Annotated in this window: 14 protein-coding genes; 1 reads left to right on the forward strand and 13 read right to left on the reverse strand. The window is 38.2% G+C overall.

Annotated features, from left to right (window positions below; all coding sequences use genetic code 11):
• Positions 1–6: 6 nt before the first annotated feature.
• On the forward strand, positions 7–1041 hold the full coding sequence (locus AAEU31_RS16255; protein ID WP_421967746.1) for a glycosyltransferase family 4 protein: 1035 nt from the start codon (positions 7–9) through the stop codon (positions 1039–1041).
• Here the strand turns inward: AAEU31_RS16255 and AAEU31_RS16260 are convergent.
• From AAEU31_RS16260 to AAEU31_RS16320, 13 genes are all read right to left on the reverse strand, one after another.
• Positions 1010–2458, reverse strand: coding sequence for a sigma-54-dependent transcriptional regulator (locus AAEU31_RS16260; RefSeq protein ID WP_421967747.1), 1449 nt, complete (start codon positions 2456–2458; stop codon positions 1010–1012). The genes AAEU31_RS16255 and AAEU31_RS16260 overlap by 32 nt on opposite strands.
• 103 nt (positions 2459–2561) lie before the next feature.
• Positions 2562–4019 carry a SpoIIE family protein phosphatase gene (locus tag AAEU31_RS16265; protein WP_421967748.1) on the reverse strand — a complete coding sequence of 486 codons (1458 nt, stop codon included), beginning with the start codon at positions 4017–4019 and terminating at the stop codon, positions 2562–2564.
• An 8-nt stretch (positions 4020–4027) separates the two neighbouring features.
• Positions 4028–4726: an AAA family ATPase gene (locus tag AAEU31_RS16270; protein ID WP_421967749.1), complete on the reverse strand. Its 699-nt coding sequence runs from the start codon at positions 4724–4726 to the stop codon at positions 4028–4030.
• Positions 4723–6792, reverse strand: coding sequence for an SLBB domain-containing protein (locus AAEU31_RS16275; RefSeq protein ID WP_421967750.1), 2070 nt, complete (start codon positions 6790–6792; stop codon positions 4723–4725). Before AAEU31_RS16275 ends, AAEU31_RS16270 begins: the two co-directional genes overlap by 4 nt.
• A gap of 4 nt (positions 6793–6796) precedes the next feature.
• On the reverse strand, positions 6797–7654 hold the full coding sequence (locus AAEU31_RS16280) for an OmpA family protein (protein ID WP_421967751.1): 858 nt from the start codon (positions 7652–7654) through the stop codon (positions 6797–6799).
• Between the two features lie 8 nt (positions 7655–7662).
• Positions 7663–7983, reverse strand: coding sequence for an STAS domain-containing protein (locus AAEU31_RS16285; protein WP_421967752.1), 321 nt, complete (start codon positions 7981–7983; stop codon positions 7663–7665).
• 159 nt (positions 7984–8142) lie between these two features.
• A complete protein-coding gene (locus AAEU31_RS16290) occupies positions 8143–9954 on the reverse strand; it encodes a sugar transferase (protein WP_421967753.1) in 1812 nt (603 codons plus the stop codon).
• Positions 9955–9963: 9 nt separating this feature from the next.
• The gene (locus tag AAEU31_RS16295) at positions 9964–11043 is read right to left on the reverse strand and encodes a glycosyltransferase (protein WP_421967754.1); all 1080 of its coding nucleotides are present in this window, start codon (positions 11041–11043) and stop codon (positions 9964–9966) included.
• On the reverse strand, positions 11040–12515 hold the full coding sequence (locus AAEU31_RS16300; protein ID WP_421967755.1) for a GumC family protein: 1476 nt from the start codon (positions 12513–12515) through the stop codon (positions 11040–11042). Before AAEU31_RS16300 ends, AAEU31_RS16295 begins: the two co-directional genes overlap by 4 nt.
• Positions 12516–12686: 171 nt before the next feature.
• Complete coding sequence (locus AAEU31_RS16305) at positions 12687–13823, reverse strand: glycosyltransferase (protein ID WP_421967756.1); 1137 nt, start codon at positions 13821–13823, stop codon at positions 12687–12689.
• Positions 13820–14530 carry an acyltransferase gene (locus AAEU31_RS16310; RefSeq protein WP_421967757.1) on the reverse strand — a complete coding sequence of 237 codons (711 nt, stop codon included), beginning with the start codon at positions 14528–14530 and terminating at the stop codon, positions 13820–13822. The genes AAEU31_RS16305 and AAEU31_RS16310 overlap by 4 nt, the downstream gene beginning before the upstream one ends.
• A complete protein-coding gene (locus AAEU31_RS16315; protein WP_281546852.1) occupies positions 14523–15887 on the reverse strand; it encodes an O-antigen ligase family protein in 1365 nt (454 codons plus the stop codon). The genes AAEU31_RS16310 and AAEU31_RS16315 overlap by 8 nt, the downstream gene beginning before the upstream one ends.
• A complete protein-coding gene (locus AAEU31_RS16320) occupies positions 15871–17289 on the reverse strand; it encodes a lipopolysaccharide biosynthesis protein (RefSeq protein ID WP_421967758.1) in 1419 nt (472 codons plus the stop codon). The genes AAEU31_RS16315 and AAEU31_RS16320 overlap by 17 nt, the downstream gene beginning before the upstream one ends.
• Positions 17290–17297 lie beyond the last annotated feature (8 nt).

The raw sequence follows: 17297 nt of genomic DNA on the forward strand, positions 1-17297 counted from the left end.
GTGAATATGAAATACAGTGTTATTTTATTTGTTGATTCAAGCCTGATAGGTGGAATCGAAAGTCACCTAATTTCTTTAAATAAGCTTTTAGAACGAAACAATATTAAGAGTTCAATCCTATTTTATCAAGATCATAATAACCGGGATTTTTACTATCGCTTAGAGCAAGAAAATATCGTCTATGGTTTTGCTGGCGGAAGCTTAAAAAGTTTAAACGATATTTTAAAATCGTTTCCTCGTTCAGCGTTACTGCACACCCATGGGTACAAGGCAAGTATCATGGGTAAGTTAGTATGCCGCTGGCAAAACCGCCCTTGCATTTCGACTTACCATGCTGGAGAAGTTGGCCGTGGTAAAGTCTTTTTATATAACAAGCTTGATAAGCTTTTAAGCTTCTTTTCTAAAAACTTTGCAGTTTCAAATCAATTAGCTGCCGATATTTACAATGCTGAAGTGCTTGAAAACTTCATTTCTATTCCTGATGCTAACCCGACATTAGAACCTAAATGCAAAAGCAATTTAAATGTTGGTTTTGTTGGTCGGCTTTCAATAGAAAAAGCGCCCGATATATTTGTAGATGTTGCTAAGCAATTTGCCACTAGTTCTTTAAATTTTCATATGTTTGGCGATGGACCTATGCGTGACGAACTTGAGCTTTCTTCAGTATCCTTTCACGGCATGTGCGAGCAACATGAAATTTGGCAAAAACTCGATGTATTAGTGGTCTGTTCTAGGGCTGAAGGACTGCCAATGGTAGTGCTTGAGGCAATGTCGCATGGCGTATTAGTTATTGTCTCTCCTGTTGGGCAATTACCTCATATTGTGAGCCACTTAACCAATGGGCTATTAATGACAGACAACTCTGCGCAAGCGCTATCTAAGCAATTAAATAATTTAATCAATTTAACCCCTGACCAAATTACTTACATGCTTACTAATGCGCATACTTTGGTCAGGCAACGGTTTGGTGGAGAGCAACAATTCAAGCAACTTAACCGAGTTTATCGGACTAGCTTACTTGCATCTCTTCCCAGCTTTTAATTTTTCGGTATAAAGTTGAAGGGCTCACATCTAATAAAGCAGCTGCTTTAGGTATGTTGTTATCACATGCTTGTATAGCTTGTTCAATGTAACGTTTTTCAACAAGCCATAATGGTTCAATGTCTGCTTGAGTGAACGGCAACAAAGTGTCATTCATGGTAGCTTGTTCAGTATGCAAGCCTGTATCTACAGCAGTCATAATGACTTCTGGTTGCGGTACTTGATGCAACGATGCTAATTGATTCTGATTAGAGGATTGAGGTAATGAGGGGATCATATCCACTTCGATATATGATTCATCATGTAACACCATAATATTACGAATCGTGTTCTCTAATTGACGAACATTACCAGGCCAACTGTAGCCTAAAAATAAGTTTTTAACGCCTTCAGACATCCCTTTATATTGGCGCTTTTCTTCTTTACTTATTTTTTTAAATAACGCATCAGCAATTTCTATAACATCTTTGCCACGTTGTTTTAGTGGCGGTAAGGCTATTGGAATAACGTGTAAACGATAATAAAGATCTTCCCGAAAGCGACCTTCTTGTACTTCAAGTAACGGGTCTCGATTGGTAGCGCAAACGAAGCGTACATCCACTTTCACTTCTTTTTCACTGCCTACTTGTTGATAACATCCCGTTTGAATAAAACGCAGTAGTTTGCTTTGTAAGTTGATATCCATCTCACAAAGTTCATCAAGAAATAACGTGCCGCCATCAGCTTGACCTGCAGCTCCTTCTCGATTTGCTATAGCACCTGTAAAAGCGCCTTTTAAGTGTCCGAATATTTCGCTTTCAATTAAGTCTTTAGGAATAGCTGCACAGTTTAGAGCAACAAAAGGCTTATTAGCTCGAGGTGATGCTAAATGCACAGCACGTGCACACAACTCTTTACCAGTGCCACTTTCACCGGTGATGAACACGGTTGCTTTACTTGCCGATGCAGATTTTATGATTTGATAAACTGACTGCATCACGCTTGAGCTACCAATCAAATCAAAATATTTACCATTTTCGTATGTAGTTTGATAACTTTTTACCGTTTGCTTTAAGTCTTTTAATTTAAGCGCGTTATTTACGGTGATCCTAAAACGATCGGCTTCTATTGGTTTTTCTAAAAAGTCACTCGCGCCGAGTTTAATGGCTTTAATGGCCATTTCTTTGGTGCCATGACCTGTAAGAACAATAACTTGTGGTGCGGTGTCTGGGTCTAACGAAGATAAAATATCCAAGCCATTTATATCGGGTAGCATGACATCTAAAATTATTAAGTCAGGCTCGAATTCTTGTAATGCACACATTGCTTGCTCACCGTTATAAGCGATGCGTGTTTTCACTCCCGTTGGAATCAGATAAGACTGATACATCAAGGCGAGTGACTCAGTATCTTCAACAATGAGTATTTTAGGTGGCATTACTGGCTTCCTTTTTATAGTTTTTATGCTGAGATAAAGTGATTATTTTACAGTTCCTTACTAGTAGCTTAGTGCTTAATTGGTGACTTTGTAAACTCTATATTTAGTGTTTATTGATGACAATTAAAGACGCATCATCAACTTCGTCTGATAGTTTAACTTGGCTTGATTTCCAAAGCTTATATGCAAATTGTTCACTGTGAAGATCTTCGGCCGTTAAATTTGCTATGTGTTGACCCACCTCATTAAAATGTTGGTTGTCTAACCAGCCATCAGTAAATAGTAAAATATGCTCAACATCACTCAGGTCATATTGGTAATGTGAGTAGTGATGCTCATCACTTAAACCAAGTAAAGGGTCTGTTCCAGTTAACTGTATTAACTGCCCTTTTTTAGTAATAACACAAGGAGCAGGATGACCGGCATTGAACCAATGGAATGTGTTGTTTTCTATAAATGTTATTAATAAGGTCACTAAACTCGATTTACACAGTCGTTGTTCACAGAGTGCTGTGTTTAAGGTGCTAAGAACATTTTGTAAGGGGATCTCTGTGGCCAAACAGCCACTCAAAAAACCTTTGATGGCGAAGCTTTCTTTTAAAGCTGTAATGCCATGCCCCATCATATCTCCTAAGATAACTGGCTTTTGTGGCTGGTGGGGATATAAACAGAAATCGCCACCATTTTGTGAAATAATCGAGCCAAAATTATAGGCGGTATGATCTGTTAAACTACGCTGTGTTTGCATGCGCTCTTCGTTAATTAAATATTTTAACGCAGAGAATCGATGAACAATTCGTTCAATACTTTGTAGTAATCTAGTTTTTGTTACGGGTTTTACTAAGTAGTCATCAACCCCTAATAAATTTATCCGTTTAATAAGTTCATCACTATCATCTCCGGTTAGCATGACTACTGATAAATTTGTTTTTATATTTGACTGATTTAATTTTTTTAATAATGGCTCACTTGTGCCATTTTTTAGTTTATGGTCAAGCAACAAAACCGTTGCGCCCGATGTAAGTAGCTCTTGCCAACCTGACTCTATATCTTCACAGCAAATTACCTGAAAGTGATTGCAAAGATAAGCATTTAGCAAAGCTAACTGAGATTTGTCATCATCGATATAAATAAGTGTTGGTCGTTTATCAATGTTTGATAAATGAAATGAAAAGGTATTTTTATGCTTCTCTGATGTGTACTTAGCATTTGGGAAGTAATGCTTAATAAGTGCTACACCCATACCACCTTCTACTAACTCACCACTTTCTAGATGCCAATCAGAGCTATGATTCTCAAACAAATTATAGCTTGGCATTGCATCAGTGAACTCTATAAGCAATTTATTTTTAGGTAATTTATACATTGAAAACTGCAGCTTTTTATCACTTTCCTCGCTATGACGTAACAAGTTTGTTAGGTACTCAGTAGCGACCAAGCCGGCAGCATCAATATCTTGATTTTTAACACTTATAGCTGTTAATACATGTTTTAGAATATGGCGGATCTCACTAACTATAGGCCAATCTAATTGAAATGATTTTTGATATAAACAATCCATACAAGGCCTCAGTAAGGAACAAATAACCAACGTTGTTTGATCACTTTATCAATTAAAAAATTAGTGAGTGTTGGCCACTTTTGTTGATATTTATTGAGTGTATTTAAAATACGACTACCAAGCGGTGCAAACTGATGTTGAGCAACAACAATTTTTATATTTTTTATCCCCGCATTGTTTAAATTTGCGACCCCGTGACACAGCGCCTCTTCATTGTTGTAACCAAGTGATACTGTCAAAAAGGTTAATTCAGTACACAGACTTAATGCATGCAGCGGCACATTACCTCGGTTACGTTTCAAGGCCGGGCTCATATCTAAAAAAATAAAATCGTACTCTTGCTTTATTCGTTCAATGGCATCATTGAGTACTGTTTTATTTTTTACTGATTCCAGCTCTTTTAGGTGCTGCATGGTTAATAAATCAACATAATCAGTATTAATAATATTAAGCTGACAAGATATATCACTAAAACACCATGACTCTGCTTTTGTTTGCGCATTCAATTTAAAAGGGTTTAAAGGGTTCAAGTCGATAATAAGTACTCTTGAACTTTGTAAACTTAAACGTCTAGCGACACTTGCACACAATGACGTTGACCCTTCGTTGCCTGTTAAAGAAATAAAACAAATGCAACGTGCTTTAGCATTATCTATTTCGTTACACACAGCTTCTAGTTCTTGGTATTGCGCAGGAATTAATTTCATAAGCCCACCACTAAAGCTAGCACAGTAATAAAATCTAAGAAGTTTGATTTAAATTGACTCATTAAGTCTTGCCCTTTATCAGGGACATAAAGTGTATCGCCCGCTCGTAGAACCGGTATGTAGGCTGAGTTAGGGTTTTTCACAAACTCTTCTAAATCAAATACTCTTGATTGCTCTTTGCAGCAAGAGTGGTTTACAACCACGATTTTGTCGATGAGTGCTGAACTTGATGGACCGCCTGCCTCTGCTAAAACATCAAGTACTGTCATGGTATCGTCAAAGCTATAGCGTCCTGGTTTTTCAACTGCGCCCATGATTCGAACAACTTGCTCTTTAGGTGTCCGTAACCAGTCTTTGTTTTTTTCTGGGATATAAATGGTGTCGCCAGGTAACACATGGGGAAATAATGTTTCATCGCCGGTTTCAAAATACATTGCAAGGTTTAACCTGCTAACTTTAGCCGTATTACCATTACGGTGAGTAATACGAATATTACGTAGGTCTGCATTATCGGTCGGGCCATCAGCTGCAGCCAAAATATCAATAAAATGCATGTTGGTATTAAAAGCATATCGACCCGGTGAACCAACCTGCCCCATAATATAAATTGATTTTCCAGACTCTTGACGGATCCATTGTGATTTGTTGTCTGAAGGATCAACAGGTAACTCTTCAACTATAATGGTATCACCCGCTTGTAAACTCGGTAACGCATGCTTTTTAGCGCCACTAATTGTGTATTGCTCTAAATCAAAGCGTTTTGTCACTTCGCCATTTCTAACAATTTTAATGTCGTTTATATTGGCCCCTTTTGTTGGGCCGCCGGCATGGGCGAGTAAATCTGTAAAATCCATTTCTTGACTCCACTCATAGCGTCCTGGTGACATGATCGCACCAATGATTTTAATTGCTCGCTTGGGTGGAACCTTTAACCAGCTTTTCTCATTTTGATCGGTTTTCTCTGGTACAAAAATTACATCACCCGGATTTAAGTTAGGTACTTTTGCCGTGATAAGGCCTTCACTGTAGCCTTGTAAATCAAATAAGATGCTTTCACCTGCGGGAGTAAGAATTTTTATCTGGCGTGTTTCTGCAAAGCGTGTTGGCCCTCCAGCATTAGCAAGAATATCTAAAAAGCTTGTATTTTCTGCGGCTTCATAGGCACCAGGCTTTTGCACCTCTCCCATGATGTACACGGTTCTTGATGTGGTATTCACATCATCGACCATAATTGGTACATAGATAGTAGAGCCCGCTTTGAGCTCTGGCATGGTATCGTTGCTTGGTTTATCTAAGTATGCTTTTAGATCAAATACCACTGGGGTTTTATCAACAATGACGCGAATTTTAGTTACATCAGCATAGCGAGTTACGCCTTCTGCACGCATTAATGCATCTAGCACACTCATATTTTCTTTAAAAGAGAAACTACCCGGGTTGTGCACTTCACCCAATAAAGTAATCGCACTGTTATCGCTCGCATCGCCAGAAGCACTTAATGTTTGAGCATCAAAATCAATTTGTACATTGCCTAGTAGTGGAGAAACAGGCACAAATACAGTATCAGCACTTTGTAAGCTGGGTAGTAAATCTATGTTGCCTGAGTCTAGATACGCTTTATAGTTGAACTCTATAACTTCATTTACACGGCGGATTTGTAAGCGGTCTAGTTGGGCGCCGGGTTTTAAGCCCCCAGCTCTGGCTATTACCATTTGAATGTTACCGTCGTTTGGAATACTAACTTGTGAAGGTTCATTCACATAACCCATTACATTAATAAAGATATCGCGCGAATGTATTTCTACATAAAAATCATCCATTGCAACAAAGACTTCACTGAGTGATTTTTTGAGCTGTGCTTCAATTTCTTTAAGTTCTAAGCCTGCCACATTAAAACGACCCAGCTCAGGCAGTGTGATAGAGCCATCTTTATCTACCTCAAATGGTTGAGAAAAATCAGCTTCACCAGGTAAATAGACGAAAAGCTTATTGCCCACTTTTATTTCTTCAGCAGCCACTGTGGTTGCAAGAAAAATTAAACAAAGTAATAAAAGTAATTGTTTCATGGTATTACTCCTTAGGCCCGTTTAAGATTTTCGTCCAACTAGATAATGCAGGATGTTGCTCATTTGCTTTTTCGTCACCCTTGTCGATAATAATCGCGTTCACACGTCTATCTGAATGGCGCTTAAAACTTGAATCAGGTTGTTCGCTGTAAGGCGATAAACTTCCTTGCGTTAAGGTGGTCATAGTTGCAGGGTTTACACCATAAACACCCAGCCAATGTTTCACTGTTTCGGCGCGTTTAAAAGCCAGTTCATAATTTGTTATGTGCTGACCACTAATATCAGCATGACCGACAAGCAATAACTCAACATTTTTCACTTGTTTAATTAGATCAGCAGCTTGTGCTAAGCGTGAAAGATACTTCGGCGTTACCTGAAAGTCGTTTAACGAAAATTGATTATCGCTATTCAAAAGCTCTGTGAACTGTTCTTTAAGAGAAACACTCATAGGCTCTTCTGCTTTTGTTACTGCACCGCATTTAGTCAAAGCATTAACCGTCTCGAAGTGTTTAGTTAGTTGATTTAATCCGTGGTAATGAACGAGTAAATTATGCTCTGCATCAGACCACATTTTAGCCGCAATGAGGCGACGAATGCGGTTTTCATATATCTGTGCTTTTAATAATTGAGCAGGCATACATTGTTGAATACCTTGCGCTTTTAGTAAATCAAGTTTGAGTACGTGATGTTCAAACTCACTAAGTACAATGGTTTCCTGTGTATCGTAAATAAGCTCGTTTTGCTCATCGGTTAACGGGTAGTTCTGATATTTTTCAGCCCAGCCGCCTTGCCCTTCATCAGGCCAAGAAGCACATCCACCTAACGCGAGCAAAAAAATTATGATAAAGAGTGTGTGCTTCATAACTCACCTCAAGCTATATCATTTTGTTCAATGAAAGGGATTGTTTTGTCTACTCTTAACAGACACATTAACTTATGAGGCTGACCAGAGACATTAAGTAATGACAACTTTTGGCCTTTTTTCTCAATGCGTTTATATAAAAAGACCATCGCACCTATACCAGATGAGTCGATAAAAGTTGTTTCACTAAAATCGAGTACAACGTTGGTTTGTTTACCTTGTGCTACTTCTTCGAATTGATCTTTAAAGCCGTCTACTGCAAGGCCCGAAAAATCATTTGGGAGTGTGATGTATTTACTGTCTGCAGATACTTTTGTGTTGTTAGCCATGATCTTCTACCTTTGTATTTGGTTAGTCATAGTTAACAGTACAACTACAGTGCCAGTTTATAACACATTGATTTATATATCAATAAAGACTGGTTGATGCATAATGCAAACATTTTTGATAGCAAAAATTGCATTATGCAACGTAATTTGCAGAACCTGTTATTGTCCTTTACCAGTGAAAACAACAAGTAAGGTTCGCAGGATAATTGATAATTCTAATTTTGCCCATGCGACAGGAGAAGACATACTCAATGAATAAGCGTAATCCCAACCTATCTTACTTCTGGCGTCTTCTATTGTTTCGTCGTATCCGTTCATTACTTGTGCAAGACCTGAGATACCCGGTTTCACCCCGTAAGTACGTTGACAAAAATAGGGAATATCTTTTTCCAGTTTGCCATAGAAAACTGGGCGTTCAGGTCGAGGGCCTATTAAAGACATCTCTCCTTTAAGAACATTAAAAAGTTGCGGAAGCTCGTCGATACGGGTTTTACGCATAAAACGGCCAACCGCTGTTATTCTTGGATCATCTTTACTTGCCCAAACAGCACCTGAGTGTGACTCAGCATCAACAACCATAGAGCGAAATTTATAAACGTAAAAAAGCGACACAAATTCATCTGAGCTTTCGCCCACTCTCAACTGTTTAAATATCACTGGGCCTTTTGAGGTAAGTTTAATTACAACAGCAGTTATTAAGCAGATTGGCCATACAAGCGTGAGAAGTGCTAGCGCGCCAACAATATCAATTGTGCGTTTTATTATTTTAACTAGCGTTTTGGTTGAGGCCTTACGAATTGACCTAACCCGTTTCCAAGGTTTGTTAAAGTAGCCAAGTTCGTAGCGAATGATTCCCCACAATGCTAAGAAGTAGCTATTTAATATATAGTTGATCTTATCAATCAGAGGTATAGGTGTTGTAATTTGGCAAGTTGCTTTGACTATATGTGTAATGTGAAAAGACGCTATAGCTGTTGCAAGAGCTTGTGCCCACAATGTGTGTGCAATAAATGCCTCAAAAATAATGCTGGCATAGATAAAGGCTAAAATAATAGGCATTACACCACGCAGAACTTTATGAGAAAAATAATTAAGAAAAGTCCAACCTAAACGAGGATTTAACAAAATCATTAAGGCTTTAATTTGTTGCCAATTTCCGGCGCCTAAACGTACGCGACGGGTGTAATCATCGCTTTGTGAATCGCAATCACGTTCGTATATCACAACGTCTTCGTCAAGTACCGCCTTGCCCCCTTTGCCCAATACTTTCATCGATAAAACAAAATCGTCATTTATGGTGTTTTGTTCAAGTTCAAACGTATCGCTTGAGCGCATAGCAAACATAGCACCAGGGACACCAATAACAGCACCAAGGTTCGATTCTGATTTCTTAATTTGATTTTGGTAATGCCAATAAACCTTTTGTGACTCAGGTGCATCGTCATCCAATGTGTACACACCGGTTAAAATACTGATAGAGGGATTAACAAAATGCTCTACAACTTTATCGAGCACATCAATGCTTAATAAGGCACTGACATCGGTAAAAAGTAGAATATCGTTTTGATATTTTGCAATGCCCATCAGGGTATTTAAGCCTTGTACTTTCCCCATATTCTCATCGCGAATATGAAAAAAGCACTGTACTCCTTGGCTATGAAGCACTTGTTGAGCTTGCATTGCCTGTTCTATCGTGTTGTCTGTACAGCCATCAAAATAAACATGGATTGAATAGCGACTGTTATCATAAATTAATGAGGCTAGGTTATGGAGCTTCTCAGCAATGTGCTGCTGTTCATTGTAAGCGCACATTAAAATCGCAATTTTTGGTTGATACTTATCAGCACACTCTTGCTGTGTAGTTGGTTTTAACTTTCTTGAGGCAATCAGTTTTAACAAAATTGGGTAACCAATATGGTGATATATAACAACACACACCAAGGTAATAAATAGAAGCGTAACAAATGTCATACTAACCTCCTACATCAGCAGTGCTGAGTATAAATTATCGTATTTACTGCTCATTGTTCGTGCATCAGCAACCTTAATAGCATGGTGACGGATACAGAGTCCCCGCGGTAAAGTACAGGCTCTTTGAATTGCAGGAGCAAGTTGATTAAATTCATTAACACTGACAAGTTCACCTTGCTCTGGAGTAACGACTTCATGGATGCCTCCCACATCACTGGCCACAATTGGAATACCACATGCCATTGCTTCAATTATTGAAAGTGGAAGGCCTTCGCGTTGAGAGTACAAACACATCACATCAATACTTGAATAAAATGCACGCATATCATGTACATTTCCCAAAAAATGAACCCGCGAAGTTAACTGCAAGCTTCTTACCAAATTTAATAAATACTCTTTTTGGTCTCCATCTCCTGCAAATACCATATGAAAATCATCGGGTAAGTAGCGAAGTGAATGAATCATATCTTTATGACCCTTCCCTTCTATAAGTCTTGCTGCGCAGCCGATTAACCTAACATTATTTGGTAAGTTGAATTGTTCACGAGCTGCTTTAGCATCAATAGCCATAAAGTTTTCGCAATCTATGCCATTTAAAATAGTGCGCTCGGGGATAATCGCAGTTTTGGCTCTAAATTCGTCTGCAACAATGCGTGCGTCAGCAACCCAATATATATTAGTTAGCGAATCTAATAACTTTGTAAAAGTGCGTTGCTTTGTATTAGTAAGGTACCATGCGTCATGTATTGTTGAAATATGCCGTACTGAACCTTGCGATAACGAACTTGCTATACCCGCATAAATCAGTGGCCCAATGTGGTGGCTATGTATTATGTCGATATCATGCTCTTTGATTAGACTTTTGATTTTAGCTATAACAGATAAACTGATCCCTGGCTTTTTATCTAAACAAATGACGCGATGACTGAAAGGCTGAAGCTCAGGCCACTGTTCAAATGCAGTATTTCTATCCCCCTCAAGCGAAACAATAATACTTGAATGCTTAAATTGACTATTTTGAAGCAGCGTTATTGCCATTTTTTCTAAGCCACCTACCTGTAAGTGTTGAACTAAATGCATAACATTCATGATTTTTCTCCTTCAATAATGCCGGTTATTTCCCCGTTATTGACGATAGGAAGTATTGTTACCACCTCAGTGTTAGTTAACTTTTCAATGGTTTGCGTGTCTTTTAAATGGCTATCACAAAGGGCTGCAACAAACACACTTGCACCACCTGTAAATATCCCTAAGATAAGTCCAACTATTGCAGTCATTATAATTGAGGTATTTATTGGTTGCGTTGGGCTATATGCGCGTTCAATTGTCTTAACTTTGTCAGGGCCTTCATATTTAACAAGCTTGCCGGTCACTTTGGCCATTTCGTAACGACTGAGCATATCTTTGTATAGTGATTGTTTTACTTCATAGTCACGCTCGAGTTTACGTAATTGCTTTTCAACATCACTGGTCACTAATAAACGATCGCTCACTAGCTTCACTTGCTCTTCTAACATGGCAAACTCTTGCTCTTGCTGTAGTAAGTTGTTGCGTGCCTCTTCAAGTGCTAACAGTTGAGAAACCAATACACTTGATTCTTTGTTATCTTGAGAAGGTAAGGTGTTCACTAACTGCCAAAGCTGATCGATATTTGTTGTACTTAACTGTTCGCTTTTCTCTAGTAATGCTTGTTGACGGCTTTTTAAATTAACGAGGGTACGTTTTTTCTCGATGATTTTGCTGTGCTTATCGGTATAGCGAGTGCGCAGCAAACTGAGCTCTGATTCTGTTCGGATTATTTTTTCTTCTAAGTTTCCTAAAATAGGATTTGCTTGCCCTACTTTACTTACCAGTGCGTTAAGCTTTGCTTTTGCACCAGATAGAGCAATCATTTTTTGTTGTTTTTCACTTAGTAAGGTATCAAATGTTTGCCGGTTACTATGAAGCACGGCTGGTAAAGTATTACTGTTTTGACTTTTAAATTCTGCTAGTGCTTCTTCTGAAGCCTCTAATTCTTCACGTAGACTATCAAGTTGTATGTAGAAAAATTGCTCAGACGTATCCAGAGAAGCTTTAGTTGGAGCAAGTAAACGCTCTATAAATTTTTCAACGACCTTTTCAAGCACGGGTTTCATTTGTGCTTGGTTATGCCAAATAAAGTTGATGCGGACCAGCTCATCACCAATCAAAGATAAAGATAAAGCCTTAGACAACTGTTGATGTATTTCTTCAACCTGTTTATTGCTGGCATTTTCAGGGATTAATTGTGTTTCTTTCGCTACAGAGATAAGTACTTTGCGACTGATAACTAAGGTGCGTAACGCTGCAATACGATCTGATAATTGAAATGAGAAAGATAAGTCATCTAAATATGGGTTAAGTAGTGCAGATTCTTCGATTAAAATAGTTGCATGATTGCTGTATTGTTTTTGTGCAAATAAAGCAAGCACAATCACGACGAGTGGCACAATACAAAACGGGATTATAAAAAGCTTAATACGCGTGTATAGCGCATAAAGCCCTAAATATAGTAACCGTTTGATTTGCTCTTTTACTAACATGATTTACCTATTGCTTTGCATTTTGCAAAATGTTTGGGTTATTGATTGCAAATTGAAAATAAATAACCCTGATACATTCATTTAATTAGTAAGTTGCAGGTCTCGAGCCAAAATGCAAAAAGCTGCATGTTGTAGCTATACAAGATGCAGCTTTTAGGTTTTACGATTAAATCAGCAAAATCTTAGTTGTTTACAAACTAACGTGGCTTTTGCTTGCCAACTATGATTATTAGCTTGCTGAGATTGATTAGTTCGCCAGTTTAAGTTTTGTGATTTACTTAAGCTAACTGCATAGTCAATTCGATCGATAAAACCTTGATGGGTGTCTGCTATTAAGATGGTCTCACGATAAGGATTAACAGCAGCAAAGCGTGTTGTGACGATTGGTGTACCTGTGGCTATGTATTCTTTTAACTTGAGTGGATCACAAGATCTTATCTGCTCATTATCAACAAACGGTAAGATTGATACTTGCCAATGCTGTGAAAATGAAGCTAAGCGATGATGCTCTACAGCCTTTATATGGGTTACATTGTCCAACTTGAGTAGCTCAGAGAAATCTTCTATGAGGTGCCCTATTAACACTAATTGATACTCAGGCCTCTCTTTAGCAATAGTCAACAACAAGGCTTTATCAAGCCAAGCATTTAAGGAGCCATAAAAACCAATAATTGGTTTGCTTATTTGCTCAAGTTCTCTGGCTTTTGCTGTTTGCGTAGTAAAAAGTGCTAAATCAACCCCATGAGAAAGCATTTTCACTTTGGATTTTGGCATTTTGTTGGCAAGTCGCTCGCTAACAACATAGATAGAATCTGCTTTTTTGATAAGTTCTCTTTCAAATGGCGCAACCATTTTATGATCAACACCAGCCAGTGCTGAGAAGTCATCACCACAATAGTAAATTACTTTATCTTGCTCTCTTGGAGAGATTAAACTAATTGCTGTTGGCACACTTAACCAATAGACAATTGGCTCATCACCTATCAAACCTTTTTTATTAAAAATCCACTTATTATATAACCTTACAATAAGGTTATCGTGCCAAGGTAAAACGGCTAATGTGTGCGCTGTTAAATCTAAATTGAGGCTATGATCAGTTGTTTTAGCATTTGGGCTTGAGCGCTTTGATAAAAAAAGGCTTTTTAATTTATTAAAAACTCGTTTTAAATCAATCAAGCGAAATGTTGGTTTGCGCATCCCAATCGAGTTAATCCAAATAACCTGATGCTGTTTTGCTAGTTGTTTGAATAGATGCTGTGTACTACTTGGGTGACTTTGCCAGTCTTCGCCGAATACAATAAATTTCATAGCGAATCCTTAAGCTGTTTAACAACTTTTGCTGGATTACCGGCAACGATGGTGTTTGCAGGTACATCTTTAGTTACGACAGCGCTTGCTGCAACAATAGCCCCTTCACCGATTGTTACTCCTGCAAGTACAGTTGCACCAGTACCAATCCAAGCGCCTTGTTTAATGATGATATCGCCTACTTGGCACTCATCATCAGGCTCACCCTTTGCACGTCTTTCTGAATTTAATGGGTGACCAGGAAACCCTGCTAGAAACACCCTACCAGCAAGACGCACATCGTCCTCTAGAATGATATTACGCCCCACTGAAAATGCGTTTTGCCAGCCAATATCAACATTACTGCCAATTATAAGCTTAGGTGTAAATTCGCCCTGACTCCGCCCACAAAATGTTGTAATACCACTAATGCGCGTATTATCTTTACAACTAATTTCGAGTTTGCCTAATATTTGTGGCATTCCTGAATAAAGATATAAATTAGCTTTAGTGCCTTTAATTTGGCTTTTAAATAACGGTGTGTAATAAAAGATACGTGCCATCTCGCTAACCGTTGTGCTAATAAGTAAATGCAGCTTAAACAGCAAAGAATGTACACCAGGGATAACCCAAATTTGCGGATTGCGAATAGCTTTTGCAAATTGAAAAAGTGATTTTGCAAATGGGCTGTCACTTGATTTTAACCAATGTTTAAGTTGTTCACTCATGTGCGTTCTCCCGTTGTCTATCCATTACCAGCTTTTCTAAGGCAATTGTTAAAGCAAGGATTATATAAATAGGCCATGTAAATGCTTGAGTTAAAAAGGTTCCAGACACCATAAAGCCAATTAATCCGCCTTTTAACGCTTTCGCATTTACCGCTATTTTTTCATCATTTAACTGCGTATTTATCAAAAATACTCGGTTTAAACTGCGGTAAATACAGGCAATCACTAATATGAAAATGCATATGCCAACAATGCCTGTTTCACCTAAAACTTGAAACCATGTACTGTGTACCGCATGATTCTTGCCATCCCAATGGGGGCTGTAAAAATAGTAATTAACAACAAAATTATTAACGCCAACCCCCGTTAGTGGGTTATGAATCGCCATATTGATCGCTGCTTGCCATGCATAGATACGGCCCATAGCAGATTCATCAACTCCGCCTTCATGTGAACCACCGCTTTGCCTATCAGCAATACCAGCAAACGCCACCATAGCAAGCATTCCAACAGCGCCAATACAAGCTACAACTACGGGGTTCTTAACTTTTTGATAAATAAAGAAGCTAATCACTGCTGCAATACCGAGTAGTCCGCCTCGACTTTGAGTCGCAATAACGCCGCTAATAGCAATCACTAAGCAAATTAATGCAATTATTCGTCTGACTTTATGCGCACTTGTATCAAACACTTCTGCTGCTAAAAACGACACAGGGAACATCATTACCAATGACAAGTCATTGGGATCGCCTAATTGCGAGCGCAGTTCACGTGAGATTGTCACGCGTGTCCCTTCAACTAAACCAATCCCATTCATTTTGTTACTCAGTGCCACTAAGGCTATGGCCGCACCAGAAATCATGATGCCAATTCTGACTGCATTAAAATGCTTAAGTGATGTCATCCACCAAGAAATAGCAAAGACCATTATGAGCACTTTAGTTAAAACGCCACTCCAGTATTCCATCGCAAGTCCACGATTAGACGCACTGAATACACACACGGTTAGCCAGACAAACCATAAAAAGAACACAAGGTGACTTGTTTGCCAGTGAGGCTTAAGTTTTTGAGAAATGAAAAGATGCCAAACAATACCAAGCAACGATGCAAGTGCTAGCAGCTTTGGTATTTTAAAAGGCATTAATATTGGAAATGCCTCATGGAGTCTAAAGTAACTAAACAGGATGAATAATATAATAAATGCAACACTGACTTTTACCGCAGTGAAGGCTGCGAATGGCAGAAGCAACAAAGCAAATACAGCAATTGGCCCTACCATTGCGTATGTCACTGCTACAGCAAAAGTAATTAAAATGCCATTAATTAAAAGCGTGTTTTGTTTATAGTAATTGAGCATAATCATGCCCCTTAACTAGCTTTTTAATGGCAGGTAAAAATAGTGACTTATATTGGAAGGCTAATCCGGTAATGTAAAAGACAAGAATAAGCCCTTTAGCTGTTAGTGAACTTTCAAATTGCAGTGTTACAAAGGTTATTGATACTAATGCAAGCCAACTTGGGATAACAGCAAAAAAATCTAGCTGCAAAGGCTCAAGATGTTGACTCAAAATGTAAAAATACACTAATTTAAAGCTTTGCATGATAGCTAAAGCGGCTATTACGCCTTCAACTGCAAAACGTGGCACCAAGAAATACAGTAAAGTTAACCCTAAACATGCAGTTAGCAAATTAACAACAGATACATACACACCATTTTTATGCATGTAACAACCAATATTTAAAATGTCACTGTGATGTCTGATAGCAACAACTAATATTAGCAACACGAGCCATTCGTCATGCCCATGATAGTGAGTTGGTAATACAAAATTAAGTAGTAAAGGCGCAACAATGGCCATTATAACGCACAATACAAGACCCGTATTAAGAGACAAAATAGCATACTGTTGATACTGTAATTTGTTTGTTTTGATAAGGTTAAAGCGTTTAGCAAACCACCATAGTCTAATTGGCTCAAAGGTGAATGAGGTTATAATTGCAAACTGAGCCGCAACATAATAATTAGCTAACAATTTTTCATCGAAGTAAGCAACAATGAACCAATTTTCTGCACCATTACCTGCATAAACAAACAACCCCGATGAAATTATAGAAAGTAAAAACACACCCTGAGATTTTTTGATTCGCCAACTAAACTCTGCGTAGCTAACTTTTATTGCATCAGCAATATCATGAACAGTGAAAGCTAAAATAATTAGGGTGCACACAACTCCTGAAACCATCACGCCGGTGATATTATAGCCAAGCACTAATAAAGTAATTGTTAAACACGTTTGAATCAGTGCATGAGAAACGCTGTAAAAACAATACTTTTGCGCATGATCAAATAGTCGATAATAGGTATAAGGAATACTTAATATGGCTGCTAGCGCAAGATTTATTATTAATAACTTGAGATCTATCAGCTTGATATTGGCGGGTAGTGCTTTGATGATATCTTCTGAAAAAACAAATCCAAAAAGAATGAACATTAGACAGAACAATAGAATTAAGATTAAAGCGTCACGAAACAATGCCATTTTTTCTTTAAAAGAATCATATTGTTGTTTTAGCAATAACTCAGGTAACCCTAATGAAACGACCAGAGAACATAATGCAGACAGTGTTACTAGAAAGTTTAATTGACCAAACTCTTGTTGTTCTAAAAGGCGAGTTGTAATGGGTAAAAGTATAAAACCCATTCCTTTTACCGCAAAGATTGCACATGCAAAGTAGCCTATTTGCTTTAAGTTACTCATGGTCGTTC

The sequence above is a fragment of the Pseudoalteromonas thalassia genome, from assembly GCF_049257215.1.
Taxonomy (GTDB): Bacteria; Pseudomonadota; Gammaproteobacteria; order Enterobacterales; family Alteromonadaceae; genus Pseudoalteromonas; species Pseudoalteromonas lipolytica_C.

Coding starts and splice junctions, on each gene's coding strand:
- AAEU31_RS16320 (WP_421967758.1), bottom strand. CDS start 17,289: ATGAGTAACTTAAAGCAAATAGGCTACTTTGCATGTGCAATCTTTGCG.
- AAEU31_RS16285 (WP_421967752.1), bottom strand. CDS start 7,983: ATGGCTAACAACACAAAAGTATCTGCAGACAGTAAATACATCACACTC.
- AAEU31_RS16255 (WP_421967746.1), top strand. CDS start 7: ATGAAATACAGTGTTATTTTATTTGTTGATTCAAGCCTGATAGGTGGA.
- AAEU31_RS16315 (WP_281546852.1), bottom strand. CDS start 15,887: ATGCTCAATTACTATAAACAAAACACGCTTTTAATTAATGGCATTTTA.
- AAEU31_RS16270 (WP_421967749.1), bottom strand. CDS start 4,726: ATGAAATTAATTCCTGCGCAATACCAAGAACTAGAAGCTGTGTGTAAC.
- AAEU31_RS16275 (WP_421967750.1), bottom strand. CDS start 6,792: ATGAAACAATTACTTTTATTACTTTGTTTAATTTTTCTTGCAACCACA.
- AAEU31_RS16290 (WP_421967753.1), bottom strand. CDS start 9,954: ATGACATTTGTTACGCTTCTATTTATTACCTTGGTGTGTGTTGTTATA.
- AAEU31_RS16260 (WP_421967747.1), bottom strand. CDS start 2,458: ATGCCACCTAAAATACTCATTGTTGAAGATACTGAGTCACTCGCCTTG.
- AAEU31_RS16310 (WP_421967757.1), bottom strand. CDS start 14,530: ATGAGTGAACAACTTAAACATTGGTTAAAATCAAGTGACAGCCCATTT.
- AAEU31_RS16305 (WP_421967756.1), bottom strand. CDS start 13,823: ATGAAATTTATTGTATTCGGCGAAGACTGGCAAAGTCACCCAAGTAGT.
- AAEU31_RS16295 (WP_421967754.1), bottom strand. CDS start 11,043: ATGAATGTTATGCATTTAGTTCAACACTTACAGGTAGGTGGCTTAGAA.
- AAEU31_RS16280 (WP_421967751.1), bottom strand. CDS start 7,654: ATGAAGCACACACTCTTTATCATAATTTTTTTGCTCGCGTTAGGTGGA.
- AAEU31_RS16300 (WP_421967755.1), bottom strand. CDS start 12,515: ATGTTAGTAAAAGAGCAAATCAAACGGTTACTATATTTAGGGCTTTAT.
- AAEU31_RS16265 (WP_421967748.1), bottom strand. CDS start 4,019: ATGGATTGTTTATATCAAAAATCATTTCAATTAGATTGGCCTATAGTT.